13 protein-coding genes and 1 pseudogene are annotated in these 18678 nt (G+C 53.9%); all 14 read right to left on the reverse strand.

The window, feature by feature from the left end; translation table 11 throughout:
* Nucleotides 1-618 (reverse strand): annotated as a pseudogene (locus ACXJKO_RS21540) (hypothetical protein); the annotation flags it as partial.
* A 91-nt stretch (nt 619-709) separates the two neighbouring features.
* Complete coding sequence (locus ACXJKO_RS21545; protein ID WP_457093121.1) at nt 710-2428, reverse strand: type I secretion system permease/ATPase; 1719 nt, start codon at nt 2426-2428, stop codon at nt 710-712.
* Between the two features lie 37 nt (nt 2429-2465).
* The gene (locus tag ACXJKO_RS21550; RefSeq protein WP_457093122.1) at nt 2466-4442 is read right to left on the reverse strand and encodes a hypothetical protein; all 1977 of its coding nucleotides are present in this window, start codon (nt 4440-4442) and stop codon (nt 2466-2468) included.
* Between the two features lie 3 nt (nt 4443-4445).
* Nucleotides 4446-5384 carry a calcium-binding protein gene (locus tag ACXJKO_RS21555; protein WP_457093123.1) on the reverse strand — a complete coding sequence of 313 codons (939 nt, stop codon included), beginning with the start codon at nt 5382-5384 and terminating at the stop codon, nt 4446-4448.
* 824 nt (nt 5385-6208) lie between these two features.
* Nucleotides 6209-7525: a glycosyltransferase family 4 protein gene (locus ACXJKO_RS21560; RefSeq protein ID WP_457093124.1), complete on the reverse strand. Its 1317-nt coding sequence runs from the start codon at nt 7523-7525 to the stop codon at nt 6209-6211.
* Nucleotides 7526-7601: 76 nt separating this feature from the next.
* Nucleotides 7602-9425 (reverse strand): glycosyltransferase family 2 protein, encoded by a 1824-nt coding sequence (locus tag ACXJKO_RS21565; RefSeq protein WP_457093125.1) that lies wholly within the window; start codon nt 9423-9425, stop codon nt 7602-7604.
* A gap of 402 nt (nt 9426-9827) precedes the next feature.
* Nucleotides 9828-10766, reverse strand: coding sequence for a hypothetical protein (locus ACXJKO_RS21570; protein WP_457093126.1), 939 nt, complete (start codon nt 10764-10766; stop codon nt 9828-9830).
* Between the two features lie 112 nt (nt 10767-10878).
* Nucleotides 10879-11694, reverse strand: a complete 816-nt coding sequence (locus ACXJKO_RS21575; protein ID WP_457093127.1) for a glycosyltransferase family 2 protein — start codon at nt 11692-11694, stop codon at nt 10879-10881.
* Nucleotides 11695-11769: 75 nt separating this feature from the next.
* Nucleotides 11770-12318 carry an FkbM family methyltransferase gene (locus tag ACXJKO_RS21580; protein WP_457093128.1) on the reverse strand — a complete coding sequence of 183 codons (549 nt, stop codon included), beginning with the start codon at nt 12316-12318 and terminating at the stop codon, nt 11770-11772.
* Between the two features lie 297 nt (nt 12319-12615).
* Nucleotides 12616-13718 (reverse strand): IS3 family transposase gene (locus ACXJKO_RS21585; protein WP_457093129.1). Its coding sequence is split into 2 segments (ribosomal slippage): nt 12616-13457 and nt 13457-13718, totalling 1104 coding nucleotides; the frame shifts between segments, so codons are not numbered across the junction.
* Nucleotides 13719-13852: 134 nt separating this feature from the next.
* On the reverse strand, nt 13853-14281 hold the full coding sequence (locus ACXJKO_RS21590) for an adenylyltransferase/cytidyltransferase family protein (protein WP_457093130.1): 429 nt from the start codon (nt 14279-14281) through the stop codon (nt 13853-13855).
* A 40-nt stretch (nt 14282-14321) separates the two neighbouring features.
* Nucleotides 14322-15392 carry a hypothetical protein gene (locus tag ACXJKO_RS21595; protein WP_457093131.1) on the reverse strand — a complete coding sequence of 357 codons (1071 nt, stop codon included), beginning with the start codon at nt 15390-15392 and terminating at the stop codon, nt 14322-14324.
* A gap of 575 nt (nt 15393-15967) precedes the next feature.
* On the reverse strand, nt 15968-16420 hold the full coding sequence (locus tag ACXJKO_RS21600) for an HIT family protein (RefSeq protein WP_457093132.1): 453 nt from the start codon (nt 16418-16420) through the stop codon (nt 15968-15970).
* A gap of 436 nt (nt 16421-16856) precedes the next feature.
* Nucleotides 16857-18678, reverse strand: a 1822-nt coding sequence (locus ACXJKO_RS21605) for a DUF6212 domain-containing protein (RefSeq protein ID WP_457093133.1), incomplete at its 5' end; no start/stop codon positions are given.

Raw genomic sequence — 18678 nt, forward strand, 5'->3', positions numbered from 1 at the left:
GATCAAGCCCGTGATAGCCGACATGTCACCTTGCAGAGAAGAAGCTGAGCGTTCCAGAGTCAGGATGCGCGGGCGAGCCACAAGTCCTTTGTCGAGAAGTGGCTTAAGCGATTTCAACTCGTCTTGGATGCTGACCAACTGAGCCTGTGCTGCGGTCATTCGCTCGCGCAAGGCCTCGATTTGGCGGTGGCTGCCCTCGATCTGCTGGTCCAGAAGGCTGATCTGCCCACGGTAAGCAGCCTGCCGGGTCGAGAGCAGCGTCCGTTCCTGTTGAAGCAACATCTGCATCTGCGGGTCACTCTGCTGGGAGGCGAGTGCCTCGGGCAGAGCAAACTCGGCTGTCCCTGCCCGCTCGGCCTGGAGTCTCGCGGCACGCAATAGAGCACCGGCCCGTTGGCTCCTCAAAACAGTGGCCTCTGCGCGGGCATCGGCGAGTTCAAGCTGAACCAGCTTCTGCCCCTGCTCAACAAGCTGCCCCTCGCGCACGAAAACGGAACCGATCTGCCCGCCAGTTGGATGCTGGACAGCCTTGCGGTTGCCTTCAGCTTCAACTTTTCCCGTTGAGATCGCTGCGCTGGCGACCGACATCGTCGACGACCAGGCCGCCACCGCGATCACCAGGGCCAGCGCCGAAACGCCGCCAACGAGGACCGGGCCTAAGGGGGAATCCTTGAATGGGAACACGGCCGGTCCCGGTATTGCTGCCGGATCACTCACTGGTTTTCCCCACACGTTTGACGACAGTCGGCCGTCCGAGTTGCTTGAAGACGTCCTGGGTTGACCCGAAGCTCACCACCATGCCGTCGCGCAGCACCGCCGCATGATCGAGGTGGACCACAAGGTTTGGGCGGTGTGTGATCAGGATCACTGTCGTCCCGCGATCCTTCAGATCCCGGATACACGCCACCAGGGCCTCCTCACCAGGACCATCCAAGTTGGAGTTGGGTTCATCGAGAACCACGATGGCCGGATCGCCAATGATCGCGCGCGCCAACGCAATGAGCTGACGTTGTCCGCCGGAGAGCAGCGACTGGTCATCCAGGACGGTTTCGTAGCCTTTCGGCAGCCGCAGGATAATGTCGTGCACGCGGGCCCGCTTGGCTGCGTCGATGATCTCGTCATCGGAAAAGCGTCCGAAGCGCCCGATGTTGTCGGCGACGGTGCCGGGTAGAAGGCTCACGCTCTGAGGAAGATAGCCCACAAAGCTGCCGAAGGCCTCATTGCTCCATTGACTGAGTTCCGCCCCATCGATGCGAACAACGCCGGAGGTAGGGCGTAAGCTCCCTGTTAGGATGCGAGCAAGCGTCGTTTTTCCTGAGCCGTTCAAGCCCACGAGGCCAAGGCTCTGGCCTGCCCCAAGGTGGAACCCGATTCGCTTGAGCACGGCCCGGTCGGAGCCAGGCGGGACAAAGGTGACATCGCGGCAGGTGATGGCGCCGTCGGGACGCGGAAGGTTTAAGGTTGCCGCGGCGCCGGCGGCTTGYGTCAGCGCTTGATCGATCCGCTGCATGCTGTCTTTGATTGGGTGATAGTCCTCCCAAGCAGAGATCATCTGATCGATCGGTCGCATCGCGAAGCCGAACACGATAATGGAAGCGAAAACGACGCCAAACGGCACAGTACCGTTGATGACCTGAACAGCGCCGACGGCCATCAGTGCACCCTGCATCAGAATGCGGGTCGATCCCATAAAGGAGGAGAAGAGCACCCCTCGACCACTGCCGATAAGCTGAGCCTGAATTGCCTTGTTGCGCTCCTGCCGCCAACGGCCGACCACCGCATTGAGCATGCCAAGGCCCATCACAGCTTCAGCCGAACGGGTGGCCGCATCACCAAACTGCTGCGATACGTTCCCGATCACATTGGCCTTGATCAGCGCCTCCTTCGTCAGCATGGAATTAGCAATGGTCGCTGCTGTCGAAATGGCAAGACACACGGCCGCGGCAATGCCGATTGGGATGTCGATTGCAAACAGGATGCCAAGGAACAGGAAGCCCCAAGGGATGTCGATGGCGGCCAGCGCACCTTTGCCCGTGACAAACTGGCGGTAGCTGTCCAAGTCTCGAACGAGTTGCGCATTGGCCGGCCCAACACCGCCTGCAGAGCGTTGGATCACCGTCGTAAACAGCCGATCAGCTAAGCGGCGCTCGATGCGCGCTGTCGCACGTAAAAGAAGAGTACCTCGGACCCACTGAAAGATCCCCTTTGCCCCGACAGCGATCGTGAGCCCGATCACCAAAGCAACGAGCGTTTCCCAGCTTTTTGAGGGAATAGCCCGGTGGTAGACCTGCATCATGAAGATCGGATAGGAGAGCAGGAGAACATTCACGAATGAATTGAACGAGAAGGCGAAGACAAAGTGCTGCCGGCACGCCCGCAGYGCCGCTTTCACATCATCGTCGTTGAAGCGTCTGTCGCTGTGTTTCATCAATTGACTTACCAAGGCGCGATGGAAGGAAGTCGCGTTACGACTTCGCCCGACTGGGGAGTTTTATGACCCGCTTGCCGGAAGCAAGAGATGATTTGGCGTTCCTTTGCAAGCTGGACCGGTCGAGACGGTAATCGAATTCGTCTGCATGAGACATTGTACCGCTAGGCATGAAGCACAGGTCTATGCTGGTCGCGGAATGGTCTTGAGCTGCTTGCGCTGCAAGGAACGCCTCCAGTGAGAAGAGCCGGGGCAGACCGGTCGAGAGAGGCCGGTTAGGTGCGACTGCGACAGCAGCAAACGTATAGGACGGCTCTGCTCCAGCAGGTTGTCCAAGGTCACGAAAAAGATCGGCGGCCCCCGGCACCGTTTCGATAGGGCGCCCGCACTCCATCATGTACCCAACAAGCATCGTGGCGCGGGCCGAAGCAAACTGGCGCACGGTTTGCCCAAGCCAATTCGAATGCGGCGGTACTGTACCGGCCCGGCAATAAAATCCCGGACGGACTGTGGGCCATATGCTTCGGGTCACCTGGGCCTCAGTCGACCTCGCGGTGTAACAGCGGATTTCGATGGCCAACTGATAAATCTGGCTCCACCGCTCAGCGGAAGCCGATGTCCGGTCGAACACCGAATGGTTAGCGAGAACAATACATACCTTGATAGGCGCATTACGTGACGTGACGGCGAGGCCGATGATCGTGCGATGCAGAGCTTCGATATCGGAGCCCGCGAATACATAAACGTCGGCCTGAGCATCAATCGCTGCTCCGAAGCTCCGGACGCCGACAAGGCCCGGCTCAGTCTGATGCCCGTACGCCATCGCAAGGGGGGCGATGACGCTTTCGAACCATTCAGGTTTGACCGCCGCCACCGACATAAACTCACGCGCCAAACTGGCCTTATCCACCTGGCGGCTGTTTGTCTCGCAAATCCAGACGGACTGCTCCTCTCCGGCGACCAGACAATCGATTCTGTATGCCCCAACGGACGAATTGATATTTGTCGCTTTCACAATGATCTGCTGTTGCCAATCGCTCGTGGCATCATCCGAGTCGCAACGAACGATCTCCGCTTCGATAGGGCCGGACGATCCAAAGGGTGTTAACGTAATCCCTTGAATGATCTCCGGCGAGCCGGCGACCTTCAGGAAGACGCAGAGATCACTCGAAGGCAAACGGACGGCTTTGACGACCGTTAGGACCGCGTTGCGATGGTGGAGCGCTTCTTGCGGAAGACATTGGTCCGCTGCCCACGCATGAACTTCACCTGAAGGAGCGCGAACAACTTGATACAGGGCTTCGACGAGTATCGCGTCGTCCTCTGCGATGGTTGCCTTTTTCCTTGAGGGCACTCGCCGCGATGATGCATCGAGATTTATCCGGATGAGATTGTCATCCAACTCAAGGTAAAGATACTCGACGTCAGGTTCGGCAAGCCACAGGATCGTTTTGCCAGCTCGCTCCATCAAGACATGCACGGTCAGCCGGCTTAGCCCATGGGCAGTCACCCCATACGCTGAAACCTGCGCCCGAGAGCAGGGGGCATCGATTTCAATGATCTGACCGTCTGAGAAAGCCTCCAGCACGCAGCCTGCCGCCTGCCATGCGCTGATGAAGGCGAGATACCGTGCTAGAATCGGGGCTGGGCGGCCCTCTTTCGCAAGATGTCGCGCAGCCAGCTTCATGACGGCGCGTGCATCGGGGTCGTCCCATCGTGCGAGTTGAGCGCGGCGGGTATGTATCTCAGACCCGATCTGCAACTCGCAGGCAGCGCCGTCACGCAGACCGCTTCCCTGAACGAGAAAAACCTCGATGCCGCCACCCGGGCGAAACAGTTTTTTGCGCGCCCGGACGGTCGTCTGCTCTCCAGGCACAAAAATATCACTGATCGCGCCGCTGGGCGTTTCCGGACACCACAGGAAGGCACTGTCTGAAGAATAAGGAATCAAAAAAAGAGAAAGAGCTTCCAGTTCTCTCACTGGAAGCTCTTTCATTCGTCTATCAGTGTTCATTTGTTAGATGAAGTTGAAGAACTTTTCGTCGATCTCATCAGCCGTATAGCCGATCAGCTTGAACTGGGTGCTGTCCGGCAAACTGATGATCGTGTTTCCGTGACCATCATCTTCCCTGACAAGCTGATCGAAGGTCGACACGCCGCTCTCAGACAGATCGATGATRTCTTCGTTGTGGTTGAAGTCCATGATCTCGTCGATCGCACCCTGCGGATCGTTTTTCATAACGAAGGTGTCGGCACCCTCGCCGCCAAAGAGCGTGTCAGCACCGATGCCGCCGAAGAGCGTGTCATTGCCAGCGCCACCGAACAGCTGATCGTCGCCGGCCATGCCATCGAGGTAATCGTTCCCGCCGTCGCCGAAGAGCGTGTCGTTGCCTGCATCGCCAAAGAGCGTATCCGCACCGTCGCCGCCCAGGACTGTGTCGTTACCTTCACCGCCGTGGAGGAGATCATCACCATTATCGCCGCTCAGGATGTCGTTGCCGGCGTCACCAAACAGCGTATCGTCGCCCTCGCCACCCTCAAGACGGTCATTGCCAGCGCCACCAGCAGCGACGTCATCACCGAGACCAGTTTTGATGATGTTATTGCCGCTGTTGCCAACGATTGCATCACCAAAATCACTGCCGGTTGCGCCAATGTTCTTGTCACCGGTCAGGATCGCACCGCGGAAGCCAGTGCCATCGAGCTTGATCGCTGCGCCCGTTTCGACAATATCGAAGCCGTCTACCCCATCAACTTTCTTTGAGAGGCGATCGCCAAGGCCCAGCACGACATAATCGGACCCCTCCGTTCCGACAAATGCCTCACCAGGCCTTCCCTGCGAAAGATCAACAGTGTTGAGCGCATCGTCCTGCAGATCCCTCGGGATTGCGTTAAGAAAATAACTCGCAGCCTCGCCCGAGACCGCGCCCGTGAATGCGCTTGATACCGATGCCATAAATGCCCCCTACCCGCTCAGCGGTAGTCCTTAATAGGTATTGTTACCTTCTCGTACCAAATCGAATTGCCGCACGCAATACTTTCCTCGGTGAATCTATTGGCTTCCGTGACTAGAATTTCATCAGAAGATTGACCCGTTGCCGCAATGCAACAAAGAGGAGGTTCCTCGCTTTATGCAGCCGTCGACGGCGGTAGGCATCATCCCCGTCGCATAAGTCCTCTAACCCTCTTTCCTTAGATTTCTAGCCAGGAATCCAGCTGGCCAAACAAGACATGTTGGATGCACAGCTTGAGAAAAGTGGGGTTTGAACCTCGCGTGGACTGCTCGATGATCCCCGGACCGCACAATTATGTTCCGTCGCGTTTCTAAACCAGACCTAGGGTATGGTCATTGTCGCAGTCCAACGGTGATGCTGTTCTTTTAAGTTGTTGGTGACGTGGATTACCCAGCCTTCAATCACACTAAGTATCCTACACCCACGCGCTGCTACACTGTTGGCCTGAAGGCATCATTGCTCAGCGGAAGCGATTAGTGCATCCAACGTATCCCGCAACTGCCGCGCGAACCTGATGTCAAACCGGAGACGCGCCGCGATCAAATGCTGGGTTTCGACTCCGCCGCCCGGTACAGGGTCCTGATGCCATGTACCGAGGACGAGATTTGACACAGGGCCCGGGGATGCAGCCAGGACCGTGTCAACGAAAACGATCGGCGCGTTCGTGGGATCAAGGATCTCGGGGGCACCGCCTTCGTTTCGGGGGGCCCCACGGAAGCGGACGTCTTGGACCATCGGTTAAACTCCTAATCAGGCAGACTCGATTTCAGCGACTGAGCGCGCCGCTGGCACGAATCCAATTCGAAGGCTGATGCAGGCCAGCGTAGAGAGCTCGGTGGCGGCTAAAGTGGACATCGTCAGCGCTTGATCGCGACTGGGCAAGATCATGAAGACGCTGCTGATTTGGTTTGATGCGATTACGCACGATTTTCCGCATCAATTCGGCAAGCGCGCCCGGACTGCGCGCCGGGAACAGCAAATCGGTGCTTCGATCGGTTTTCTCAGCCATGCCGCCGATATTCGAGCAGATCAGAGGGCGCCCTGCGATCCTGGCCTCCTGAATGACGACTGGCGAGTTCTCCCACCAGATCGAGGGCATGATAATCCAGTCACACTCCTGCATCAGATGGCTGACATCCTCATTGCGGTAACTGCCCATTGGACGCACCACGTCTTTCGCACCGGCAAAGAGTTCGTCGACGCGCTTACCGAACTCCGACTCTCGGTAATGCCTGTTCTCGCCATGAATACGGATCTCGATCGACTTGCGGATTTCCTCCGGCAGCGCCAGCGCCGCCTGGAGGAGAATGTCGATTCCCTTAAACGGGTTGATCTGGCCGAAGTACCCAAACACGACCCGCTGATCTGTTTCGTCCCCCACCCCTCCGGCACCCCCGTCTGGATGCTCAGTGAGGTAGGTAAGCGCCTGGGTCAGAACCCCGCCATCGAGAAGATTCTCGATCACATGGATCTTTTCTGCCCGTACACCCCAGGCCACGTAGCGGTCTTTGAGAAACTCGCTCGGCGCAATGAACTCGTCGATATGGTCGAACAGCGACTGCAGGATGTTCGCGCGCACGAAGAATTTGCCTGCGCTTGTATTTGGGAAGCAAAGCCCACATTCAGCGGGTGATGCCGCATAGCACAGGCGGCCATCTGTCTTTACCATTTGGCCGAAGTTCGAGCAGATGGCCGCATATTCGTGCGCAGTAAATACTACTCTGACACCGGCCTGCCGGAAAAGTTCGAAGATCTCGATGCCCCAATAGAGGAAGTGATGAATGTGTACGACGTCTGGCTTGATAGAGCCTACGAGCTCATCGATGATCTGCTTTAGCACATCATAGCCAAGGCTCTGGAGCGTGAAACCTTCGACTGGGGGCGGAGCCACCAAAATCTCGTCCTGCCGCCCTCGAAAGCTGCCCAGACTGGCGCTGTGACCGATGGCCTGGTGATCGGCCCGGGCCACGAACACGACCTCTTCGACGGAGGGGTCCTGCTTCAGTCGCTGAAACAGCGAGTAAGCGGCCCGCTCCGCGCCGCCAGCGCTCAGTTCGGGATGTCCGTGCGAGAGTATGATCATTCGCATAGGGGTCGTCTCAATTCGGGGCCGGACTGGAGCGTAAGGGCGAGGGTTGTTGAAGGCTGGAACGTGCATATTATGCGCCAACGTCGACGCGTTTCCGCACSTTAAAGCGTCCAACGGGTTTGGAATGAGTGTCAGGCTGCTGGTCGAGGCGGCCAGCCCAACGGTCGTTGAACGCAACGCAATTCATGTATGTCACCATCTGCCGAAGGTCGCTGTCACCCATACTGGGGATCGACTGTCGCTCGAGGTGATAAAGCCCCGGGCGCACAAAGACCTGCATCTCGGCGCCAAGTTGCTCCGCGCGCAGGCAGAGATCTGCGTCCTCGAAATCGCCGCGTTCATAAACCGTGTCGAACCCATTCAGGCGGCTGTATAGGTCGGATGAAAGCCCCATCAGCGCCGCCGTCACARCTGGAACGCGCCTGGTTGGGGCGCCGCGGTAAAGCCCAAACGGCAAACCTTTCATCGGATGATCGGCGAGATGCAGTCCCCCGACCTGCTGCGACTTCGGGAACTCCATCCCGATGTGCTGGATGGTATTGTCTTCATAAAGTAGGGAGAAACCGGCCACGAGATCGGGTTCTCCGCCCTTCTGCCGCCCTCGGATGGCGTTGACTGCTTCATTTAAGGGTGCGGAATCAGTGACAAGGATGTCCGAATTCATCAGGAGCACGACATCGCCGGCAGCCGCCATGAAGCCGAGGTTATTGGCCCGTCCGAAGCCATAGTTCCCAGCGTTCTGAAGGAGGGCAGTCGGAATGGTGATCGATTTGCTGCGGCTGGACAGCCGGCCATAGATTTCCGGCCAGATCCGAGTGTCATCGACGACCAGAATTAACTCGAAGCCTGGTCCGAGAACACGCTGCAACTGGTAGACGCAATTGAGAAAGAATGCATCTCCATAGAATGGGATGATGATGGACACGAGCGGCTCGTTCTTCGGCACCGGCGGGCCGAAGCGGAACTGCTTGGCAAAGGCCTCTCCCTTCGGAAGAGAGAGAAATGGGCGGTAGACCTGATCCACATGCTCTTTCGGCAGAGACTGGATATCGCCGAAGGACAGTCGGAGAATATCGAAGGCCTCTCGCTCGTCTTTGCGCAGGCTGAGCGAAACCGGACCGTAAAATGTTGTTTGCTCCTGGGTGTGGCCACATTCCACAAAGAAAATTTCAGCTTCGTTATCCTCTGGTTCGACAGGGAGAACCGCCGCAAAACCATGTTTGTCGGAGAGGCTTTCAAGGCCGTCGGTCCTGACAAGATGATCGTGCACATCAAGACGCCGGCGCAGGGCCCAACGAGGCTTCGGGACGAAGGCTCTGAGGTCCGCGGTGACAATATGCACGTCGCGGTGCGCAAGCCCCGCAATCCACCCGTCGAGCACCACGCCGGATCCCCCAGCTACGGCACGATCGATGTAACTTGGCCCAAGAGCCTCAAGTGGCTCGACTCGAACTCCAGACAGCAGAATGGCGGCAACATCCGGCGGGCCAACCTTACGCAAAACCTTGAGTACAGCCTGGCCTAGGCCTGTCGTCGCAAGCCGTTGGGGCGTGAACCGGCTCAAATGAGTGACAAAGCGGGTCACGGAGCCATGATTGTTGAAAGAGGAAATTCGCAGCGGGTGTCGTCGACTGAGCTGAATTGCGGCCTGCGGATCCGTGAAATAGGCCAAATAGGTGTGGTTACGATGCCCACCCGTGGGTATCGCATCTCGCTCCAAGTCAGATTCATGCTCTGGAAGAATTAGCCAATCTTCACTGCTGGCCTCAAGAGAAACAATACCTTGAGAAATTTCGACCTGACCAGCTATTCCGCTTTCTTGCTCTTGGGAGGTTCGCAAGACAGCAAAAACGACCCCCCAAAGGGTAAAGACTTCTTCGACTGCGGAAATCATATCTGCTGGGCCCCAGGTGCGGAGAGTCTTATTAGGCCAGCGTCAGGCGCAGCCCCTCTTCTACACTCCTAAGGAGTATTTTGCTTGATTTGGCCGCATTTGGTCAACTGCAAGAACCTGCTTTTTTGCGTCTCCTCGATTAACAACCGGAGTAACGACGGGAGAGTCTGGTCCAGGATCCAAGTCCTTAACTTGATCATCCGCGACATAAMGACCGGCTCAAGCCAAGCTTTGCAGTGTTGATGAAAAGCCGCGTATCTCGAGATCTTGAAGCACCTCAATCATTGCGTCTTATGATGCATCATTACAAAAAAAGAGATGGGATATGGGCCATCGGTCAAGCTTGGGGGCTCTGTCTCTCAAATCCTGAAGAAAGGGCATTGATGAAGTTGAGGCTAAACGTCATCTCTGATCCAAAATTTTCGTTTCCTTGATAAAATCCAAGAATTGCGCCTTTGACTGTTTGCGCTGTTCCTGGCCAGCAATGTAAGCGATCCAGTCTGTCCCATTCTTGGGAAGCCTGACGAAAAACCTCTCGATTTGAAAGAACCAAACGTAATCCGGTCGGAAACGGCTCACAAACTCGAAATCAAAATCAGGCCCATGGATAAATAAAACATCGGAGAACAATTCTGCAATGAGAGACAGGAGCCAATCGCCAAAGCTATCATGCAGAATTACCGCGCGTCGCCTCACAGGAAGAGATTTATTCGCGTAGTATCTCACGCGTCCCTCGTTGACGGCTCCATTGTCAAAGACAAGCGAAGCCCTCGGATGACTTGGCGATACAATCGTGATTGGTTCTTTAGGCAGGCCAACCTTGCCCCCTAAGTCTCCTAGCTGCTCACTCCCAAATTCCCGCAATGGCACCTGAGAGAAAGAGTTCGCCAGATACGGCTCAGCCGCCGCGAGGAACGCCGTTAAGTAGTCCGTCGCGCCATGATGGTTCCAGTGGGTGTCGGTGAGTGGAAAACTCCTCCGCGGCTCTGTCCTGCGAAGAACATCCGGCTGATAATATGGCCTCCAGTGATGCGTAGCATCGATCTGCTGATACCGCGAATAAGGGCGTCTTCCGAATCCTTCGAAGGCAACAGACGGCGGCAAATGAGAAGCGAATACAACCTCTTTATTAGGAATTAGAATGTGGTGATACTGAGCGCCGGACATCGTCTCGAGATAGCTTCTGCGAGATGCATGTGCCATCGCAACCGCGAACAGATCATTGTCACGAATGGGAAAGCGACCTTCGATCTGTTCAATAACGCGGTTTGAGTCGTTCTGTAGAAAGAGAACTCCATCCCGACCAGCGAGGACCATATCTGCTTGGGAATTTTCGGACATCGCCCTCTCGAAGCATCTCTCGTTATCGTCGGCAGGAAGGGCGAGCCATCCAGTTCAAGCAAAATCAAAACATGTATTTTGAGGAGTGTCACGTGTAGGTCGCCGTAGCAACTCAGTTTCGTGACGCGCGACGAGTTAGCACGCTGTCTACGATCTCTCTCTCTCTCGCATATCGGGGGAACAGACGAAGGACGGACAAATCGCTCTCGTCATTCAAGTCATGGGATTTAAAATAATGCTCAGCCTGTTCTTCTGTTAGGTTCGGGGCGGCAGTGTGAGCCCTGCTGATGCGAGGCCTACGCTTCTTTTCAAGGTATTCGCTCTTGGATCTCAGAAGATAATGGTTCACCTGCGCAGCTTGATGGGAAACATCCGACCACGTGAATTTCTCAACCGTGATATCCTGCCCGAGATCGTTCACGATGCGCCCCCCCCTGAATTGACAGCTATGCACATATGGGTGAGTAAGCTCAGAACAACGAGCGAAATATTTCAGATGGCGGTTGACCGGATGGCCTCGGAGACTGGCTTTTGTAAAGCGAACAAATGTCGGATCTGGATCATATGCCTCCCGCCCTGCTGACCCAAAGCACCGCCAGTTCAACGACACGACAGAAACGGAGCGATCGAAGCCCAACAAGAACTCGCTTACCGTTTCAGCACTGAGGAGAACAAGAAACTCATCCGCGTCGAGATAGCTGATCCAGTCAGTCTTGCATTGCTCCATAGCGTGGCGGTAAGCCGCGTGTTGGTTGATCTCATTCCGGGTCTGCCAGAATTCTGTCCTCACAAGACCAGATAATTGGAGTTCCCTGAGGATGTCTCCAGTGCCGTCCGTGCTTTCATTGTCGAAGATGACAATATCATCGAAGCCTAGAGCTCGATGATACGCGACCCATTCTGGAATATAGCACGCCTCATTCTTCATGATCGCGCAAAGAGTTGAAGTTACTGGGGCCATAAGTCATACAGGATATGGTTGTTCAGGAATGGTCATGAAAACTTAGTTCCAATCGACAAGGGTTACTTTCGTCCCGACAAGCGCTTTAATTCGTTCATGCTCCTCTCGAGTGACCGGATATCGGTTCCAGTGCCACTCGCACCTTATCTCTCGGATCAAATCAATGGCATCCGTATCTAAAAGACGCTGAAGGACTTTATACTCCGAACCTTCGATATCCATTTTCACAACGATATCATCACTTTGTGAAAAATTCTCAAGCATCCAGCGCGCGATATCTATTGTCTTTACGAAAATGGAATTTCGGTAGTCGATGTCGAACTGTGGAAATTGAGAATTCTGAGCCTTCCCTTCCACTAATGTTGAGGACTCATCATGGCCGATGTAAAAACGGGTACTCCCGTCCATGATCCAACAAGCTACCTCAAGGACCCGAACTGCAGAGTTATTAGCAAAGCGCAGACGCAGGACCTCAGCGAGCTTGGGGTTAGGCTCGAATGCAAAAATGAAAGCGCTTGGGTTCTGCTGAAGGTAAGCGGCAACCGTGTCGCCCTTGTTCGCCCCAAGGTCAATATAAACTGAACCAGACATTCTTTTAGCCGACCATCGCTAGCATCCATGCACAACATGGATTTAACGCTGGTTCTAACAGAGTTTATTGGAACCGCAACCTGTCGCGGGATCGGTTAATCGTTGTCAATAAGTTGAGGTGAAAGCCTCGAAAAAGAAACATTAATTAAGGTATCTGATTCCGTGGTGTCTGTTGCATGAGTAGCGGGCTGACCCTGACCTGCCACTGAGTTTTCATCCAGCGGCGATTGGAGCCCCGTCTGTCTTGCGCTGAACCCATTCTTTGGATCGCTGGAAGGTAGAGTTTCCGGCGTATTCTCACGATGGCAGACTGGTGACGCCATCGCGATTGATCAACGAATTCGGGACCTTGTGCCCGATCGCCCCATGGGGGCGAACCTCGTTATAGTACCTGCGCCAATCCTCCATCTTTTCGGCAGCGCCCGCAAGCGTCAGGAACCAGTGGGCGTTCAGGCACTCGTTCTTGAAACGGCCATTGAAGGCTTCGATATATGCATTGTCCGTTGGCTTGCCGGGCCGAGAGAAGTCAAGCGTCACGCCTCGGGCATACGCCCACAGATCCAGGTCGCGGCTGACGAACTCGGAGCCTTGATCAACCCGGATCGTCTTCGGATAGCCGATCTCGGCGCAGGTCCGTTCCAGTCCCTGCACCACGTCCTCGCCCCGATAGCAGAAGCGCGGATCGATGACCGGTGAGGAGCGCGAGAAGATGTCCACCACCGTCAGGATGCGAAGCTTCTTGCCGGTTGCCAGCTGATCGTGAACGAAGTCCATCGCCCAGATATCGTTCGGTCCAACGGCCGCCTGACGATCCTCGCGCAGCTTTGCCTTGACCCGCCGTTTGGGTGTCTTGCTCCTGAGCTGATGGCCCAAATCCCTGTAAATCCGGTAGGTCCGCTTCATGTTGACCTTCCAACCCTCGCGCTTCCGCATCACGTGACCACGGCGATAGCCGTAGCGCACGCGCGTCGCGCAGATGTCCTTGATCCGAGCCTCGATGCCAGCCTGATCGGAGCGGCAAGACTTGTAATGGAAAGTCGAGGTGTCGAACTCCAGAACACGGCACGCCCGCCGGATCGACACATCCCACTCCGCACATGTCTCCACCACCAGCTCGCGTTTGCGACCAGGCCTTACAGTTTTCGGCGGATGACGTCCTGGAGCATTTCCTTGTCCAGCGAGAGATCGGCGACGAGTTTCCTCAGCTTGCTGTTCTCGTCCTCAAGCTGCTTGAGGCGCCGCATCTCGGTCGGCAGCAGGCCGTCGTACTTCTTCTTCCAGTTGAAGTAGGTCGCCTGGCTGATCCCGGCCTTGCGGCAGATCTCCGCCACCGGGATGCCATCGGCTCCCTGCTTCAGGATGAAGGCCTTCTGGGCGTCTGAAAACTTTGATGCCTTCATGGCTCTCCGCTCCTTCCCAACCCCGGGACTTTACCGCGGAAAACTCCAATTCTGAACGATCCAGTTTTCGGGGATCAGATCACTACCAACAACGTGGACAATTTCCAAGCAGATCAATCTGAAAAGCCAGAATACTACTCGCTTAGATCGAACTTCTCGAGTATTGCTTTAATTTTCGTGGAGGAGGTGCTTTTAGTATATGGGAAATAGATCAAGCTGACGCCAACCTCTTCCATTTGAGATTCTATATTGTTCCACTTCTCACTTCCATGCCAATCATCGCCGACAAACATCACATTGAACTTTAGCCGCTTCCAAGCCGCGAGCTTATCCATGGAGTCCTGTGCAACCACAGTGTCCACAAACTCAATGTGTTGGAGGATTTCGCAACGCTCAAGAAATGGAATTATAGGTGTGCGTTGCTTATAAGTCTGTACGAGTTCATCTGTAGAAACGCCTACAATCAAGTGATCGCACAGACTTTTTGCGCTACGAAGAATATTCAAGTGTCCTACATGAAAAAGATCGTACACGCCGGAAGTATAGCCTACTACTCTTGCCATTCAAAAGCTCCATTAGCACTGGTCACGGAAAAGGTGGATGTCAACATGACGATAGCATATCCTGATACTCACGTACGGCCTTCATGGGATTGCCAGAAGTGCTTTTCAAGACTTCACGCCGCCGTGTGAGGCGGTCACTCGCGACATGCAATAGCCGCTCCATGACTACCTTGATGTGTGGCGGTCTCGACTTGGAATAGTAGTGATCTCGCTCTTTCCAGTTGTCGCCATACGTTAAATCAAGTTCCCGCTCAGCATACTGGGGTATAAAGACCCGTTGACCGAGATATTCAATTTCCCGCACATTGAACGTGTTTACGCCGAGGTAACCGCCAGCTCCCGTCCATCTATACCATTCTTTAGTGGGCGTTAACCAACCCATAAATACATCTAATGTGCCGGCCCCAGCTTTATAGATGTGAAATTGGCATACGTTAACAAGACCGACTCCATAACCCAATGCTAAGAGCTTGGGGGTTATTCGATCAAAGATAGTGAAGAACTTGTCAGCGGCTTCTTCCGGGCCCGCAGCATGTACACAAAACGACGTATCAATATCATCGTCGTGGTCAAGAAAATCGAACTCGCGAATTATGCCAAGTAGATTTCCCCCAGTTAAATAGAGATCAATCCCTTCTTGCGCCTTGAAAAAGGTGCGGAGACCACAATACMGATCAATAAGCTGCTTCTTCAGCTCTGGCTTTTTCCCAAAGGAAATGTGCAACGCGCCCCAATGATCTACATGCCACACTGTGGCCAGCATCTCTCTGAGTTCGGCACCGCCATCCGTCGCTCTTCCTTCGACGCAGTTTTTGATGTTCTCCAATACTGGAAGGACAGTCTCGTTGTCACCGGCGACTACTCTTACCTCTGATTTCTCAGGGAGCTTTTTCAAGAGGCTCGAGTCAATTGGAAAGCTAAACCCGGAAAGCAGTTTGCCGCTGCGCTCTTGATCCTTGCGTTCTATATCCGCTCGGCGTGCCCGAATGAATATGTCGTTTACATATAATTTTACAACGCAGGGCTCACTTGACTCAGGCTTGAAGCACCATCCTGATACAACTTTATTGCTTACGATTTCTACGCATCCTTGGATCATGTCGTGGGCCATTTTACATCCATTTTGCGCCTATATTTAAGCGGCTCTATCCATATGGTGATCTAATTGAGGGGGGACGCAGGAGTCGAGAGCCGCACATTTAACATGCCGTGCGCTAAACTTCGCTGACTCCGAACGAAAGACAAGTAGCCTTCCTATTGATTTCCATCATTCGGCCCGAAGACCGCCATACCTCAAGCTAACAAGTCGATCAAGGCTTTAGCTACCTCAACGATTCCTCTGGGCTCCAGGATTGGTTTGACCCCAAAGCCTCAAGGGTGTGGAGGAGCATGCCTTTGCATAAGGCGTGCAGTGCTCCTCACGCTTGCTTAGGGGAGACTCTGGCCCACCCGCCGCAGGGCACTAAGCTGATCCTAAAGACACCTGAAAAACGCTCGTTTAACATTACTGTAATGATGTCGGTTTCTACTTGCCATTAGATTCAAATTGAGCGGTCGCCAGCATCCGGTTCGCAGACAAAGCGAGAAGAACTGAACAGTCGATGCCACTAAAAGTGAGCAAGAGACCTGTTACGCCCCTTGCCTACTTTCGGCCGCAGCAGGCATACGCATTAACGATCACACACGTTATTTCCCTATAAAAGCTGAATGATTGCGCATATATGTAGAAACCTCCGCAAGTTCTACGTCACTCATCTGCAGTGAAAAAGCTAAGTCCGGTGGGCTGGGCCAATTCATATCGACGAACTTACGTCCGATAAACTCTCGCGGGTTCTGGTAACGGGGAATGATGTGAAAGTGGGGGTTGGGGTCGACCATCATCAGCGCGAGGTAATTTATCTTCTCTGGCTGAAACGTTTTCTGGAAAATATGCTCGATTTCCTTAATTGATCTTATGAGGTCTGCACCCTCCTCGTCTGAGAGACTACCAATCGAAGTTGAATCTGATTTTGACATCAGCACAATAGATCCCAGAGTTACCTGTGATGGCCTTGTCACCGCCAGCCAATGCCGCGACTGAAAAATGAACCGCTCATCAGAGTAGAACTTCTTGATCGTTGGATTAAGAGTTGCATCCATTCGACTCTAACCTTCTAGTGACAAGAGTAGCCGTTAATGCCTAAACTAGCCGACAAAGCCAATATTCGGCACCTTGTACTTGATATAGTTCAGGCATGCCCGCTTTGGACAATTCAAGGCAGAGCACGAGATCACCTCAATGCTCATTACTCTATCGGACAGATGTATGCTCTCCTCAGTATCTATACCTTCCACCTTAATTCGCCTTTGCCGAGTTAAGTGGCTGAGGCAGAAGTTACGTTACATATAGTTCTTTCTAGTACTGAACCGTAAAGCCTAGCTAGGAAAACTCTCGCGATCTCAACAATCAAACGATAATTCTACATTTGAATTATGTGAGTCTCGGCAAAACAGAGCATAAATCAACAAAAGGTGGTTTATTGATGTTTTCTAACTCCCTTAACTACTCTCGATGTTCATTTTTGAAAGACAACCTCTACACATCATGCGGTTCCAGTATTATCTTTTCAAAATAGGGACTAGCGAAGTCTACCGATCCGCCATTTGGGACTCGAGTCATAAGACAAAGGTGTTCAACAAGTTGCGGATTCTCAAGTTCCCAGGTTATATCACAGGTATTATTTTCTGAATTGACTCTAAACCAAGAACTTCCTTGCATTGCCTCAAGGGTGTCATCGTTTATGACTCGCTCTTTGAGCCCCCCTTTAGGCCCGTTGGATACTGCGATTCGGAACTCGACTGTTCCATTGAACTGCACGTGAACTCCCAAGGTTGCTCTGATTCTTGAAAGTCTTAATGGTCCGCTCGCAAGTTGCAAGAGAGGAACAGACGCAGCAAGGATTCGATTGGGAACAGGATGAACTATAAGTCGGTGTAGACCGACAGCCTGAACTGGACTGAACGGAACCCTCACAGTTCCTAGCTGTTCGGCTGCGCTGAGTGTTTCAGATGAAAGCAGAATGCCACTTTCTCTAGGGGCGTTGGTCTTAGCGATAAGATTGGCTATACAAATTTCCTCGACCTTACCCTCATCCCGTGGAGGGACAGGTTCAAGCCTCGTGAATGCTTGCGCCACATTCTCGGAGTGCAATACGTTTATATCAGCGCCTTTATCTGCCGGGCCTAAAGAATGTGGACGGGCCCAACGATCTTCARTCAAACTTACAGGTGCACTATCTTCGCCGGAAGTGCTCAGACTGGTCCGAGTCGTCTCACGAGCGCTTTGAAGATTGAGAGTTAAATCAATCTGGAAAAATACCGCTTGTGCGAAATCTACACTGCCATTGTCAGGGACGCGTGTGAATAGGTAAAGGTCAGTCGCTTCACGCCTTTCAGGTTCAGGCATTACCACGGCAATTCGTTCACGGGTAATGCGACTGTGTACAGGTACCCAGCCGGATGACGCGAGCCATCCGTCTCCGTCTGGAGTAAGGTTCTTCGCAGAGCTATCGGGCGCTCCAACGCAGATTGCGAATTCGACGTCATTTACGGCTTTGTCATTGATTGAGACAACGGCTTCGACACGGCGCGTGTTTCCTGGAAGTGCATTATTGATAACGGCACCAACCTCCCTGCCTATCAATGGGTGCAATAAAATCGCGCCACCTGCCCAAACTGACAGACAGTCGAAGCTGGCTTCATAATCGGTAAGCAACTTGATGCGCCTGATCGCTTGTTCAGGAAGGGTAAGCTCAACTGTATCAACGTGAATAGATGCATGTCTTCCGTTAGTGGAATTCGTGTTTGGCGTTCCTGGGAATGCTGTCCAAACCCGCATCGCAAGGGTTGAGCCAGGGACCAGAATGCCTTGTCGCCGCACGTCCGCACTGACATGGAATTGCTCGCCCGCCAACGACAGAGTTGGAGGCACGCCCACGTATGCAATAGGTTCGATTTCGATATCGACGTACGGGGTGTCTGATGCAAGAACTGTCTCAAATGGGAAATGAAGCCAGCCTGTACGTATCTTCGAGAAATCCGCAACCCAACTTCCCAACACCGTGTGATCGTCCACCGAGACCAACCGAGCCACCAAGAGTCCCRCACCTAGGGGTGGCTCTGCTATATGAACATCAAAACCTGCAACACCGAAGGCGGGTGCAAGCAATCTTTGCGTCACAACACAGCCCTGTCCACTGTCGGATCGAGAGGTTAGATCAATGATGCGCCGTCCGATCGCTGTCACAACCGAAATTTGGGGTTTTTGATTGCGCACTGACCAAAGAGCGTCTTGCATTCGATGCAGAATTCGCCGTGTCTCCTGATGCTCTTGCCGAATCGTTGCCAGAGCAGATGCC

It is taken from the genome of Microvirga sp. P5_D2, assembly GCF_054049475.1.

Coding starts and splice junctions, on each gene's coding strand:
- ACXJKO_RS21590 (WP_457093130.1), bottom strand. CDS start 14,281: ATGGCAAGAGTAGTAGGCTATACTTCCGGCGTGTACGATCTTTTTCAT.
- ACXJKO_RS21600 (WP_457093132.1), bottom strand. CDS start 16,420: ATGGATGCAACTCTTAATCCAACGATCAAGAAGTTCTACTCTGATGAG.
- ACXJKO_RS21560 (WP_457093124.1), bottom strand. CDS start 7,525: ATGATCATACTCTCGCACGGACATCCCGAACTGAGCGCTGGCGGCGCG.
- ACXJKO_RS21580 (WP_457093128.1), bottom strand. CDS start 12,318: ATGTCTGGTTCAGTTTATATTGACCTTGGGGCGAACAAGGGCGACACG.
- ACXJKO_RS21575 (WP_457093127.1), bottom strand. CDS start 11,694: ATGAAGAATGAGGCGTGCTATATTCCAGAATGGGTCGCGTATCATCGA.
- ACXJKO_RS21550 (WP_457093122.1), bottom strand. CDS start 4,442: ATGAACACTGATAGACGAATGAAAGAGCTTCCAGTGAGAGAACTGGAA.
- ACXJKO_RS21570 (WP_457093126.1), bottom strand. CDS start 10,766: ATGTCCGAAAATTCCCAAGCAGATATGGTCCTCGCTGGTCGGGATGGA.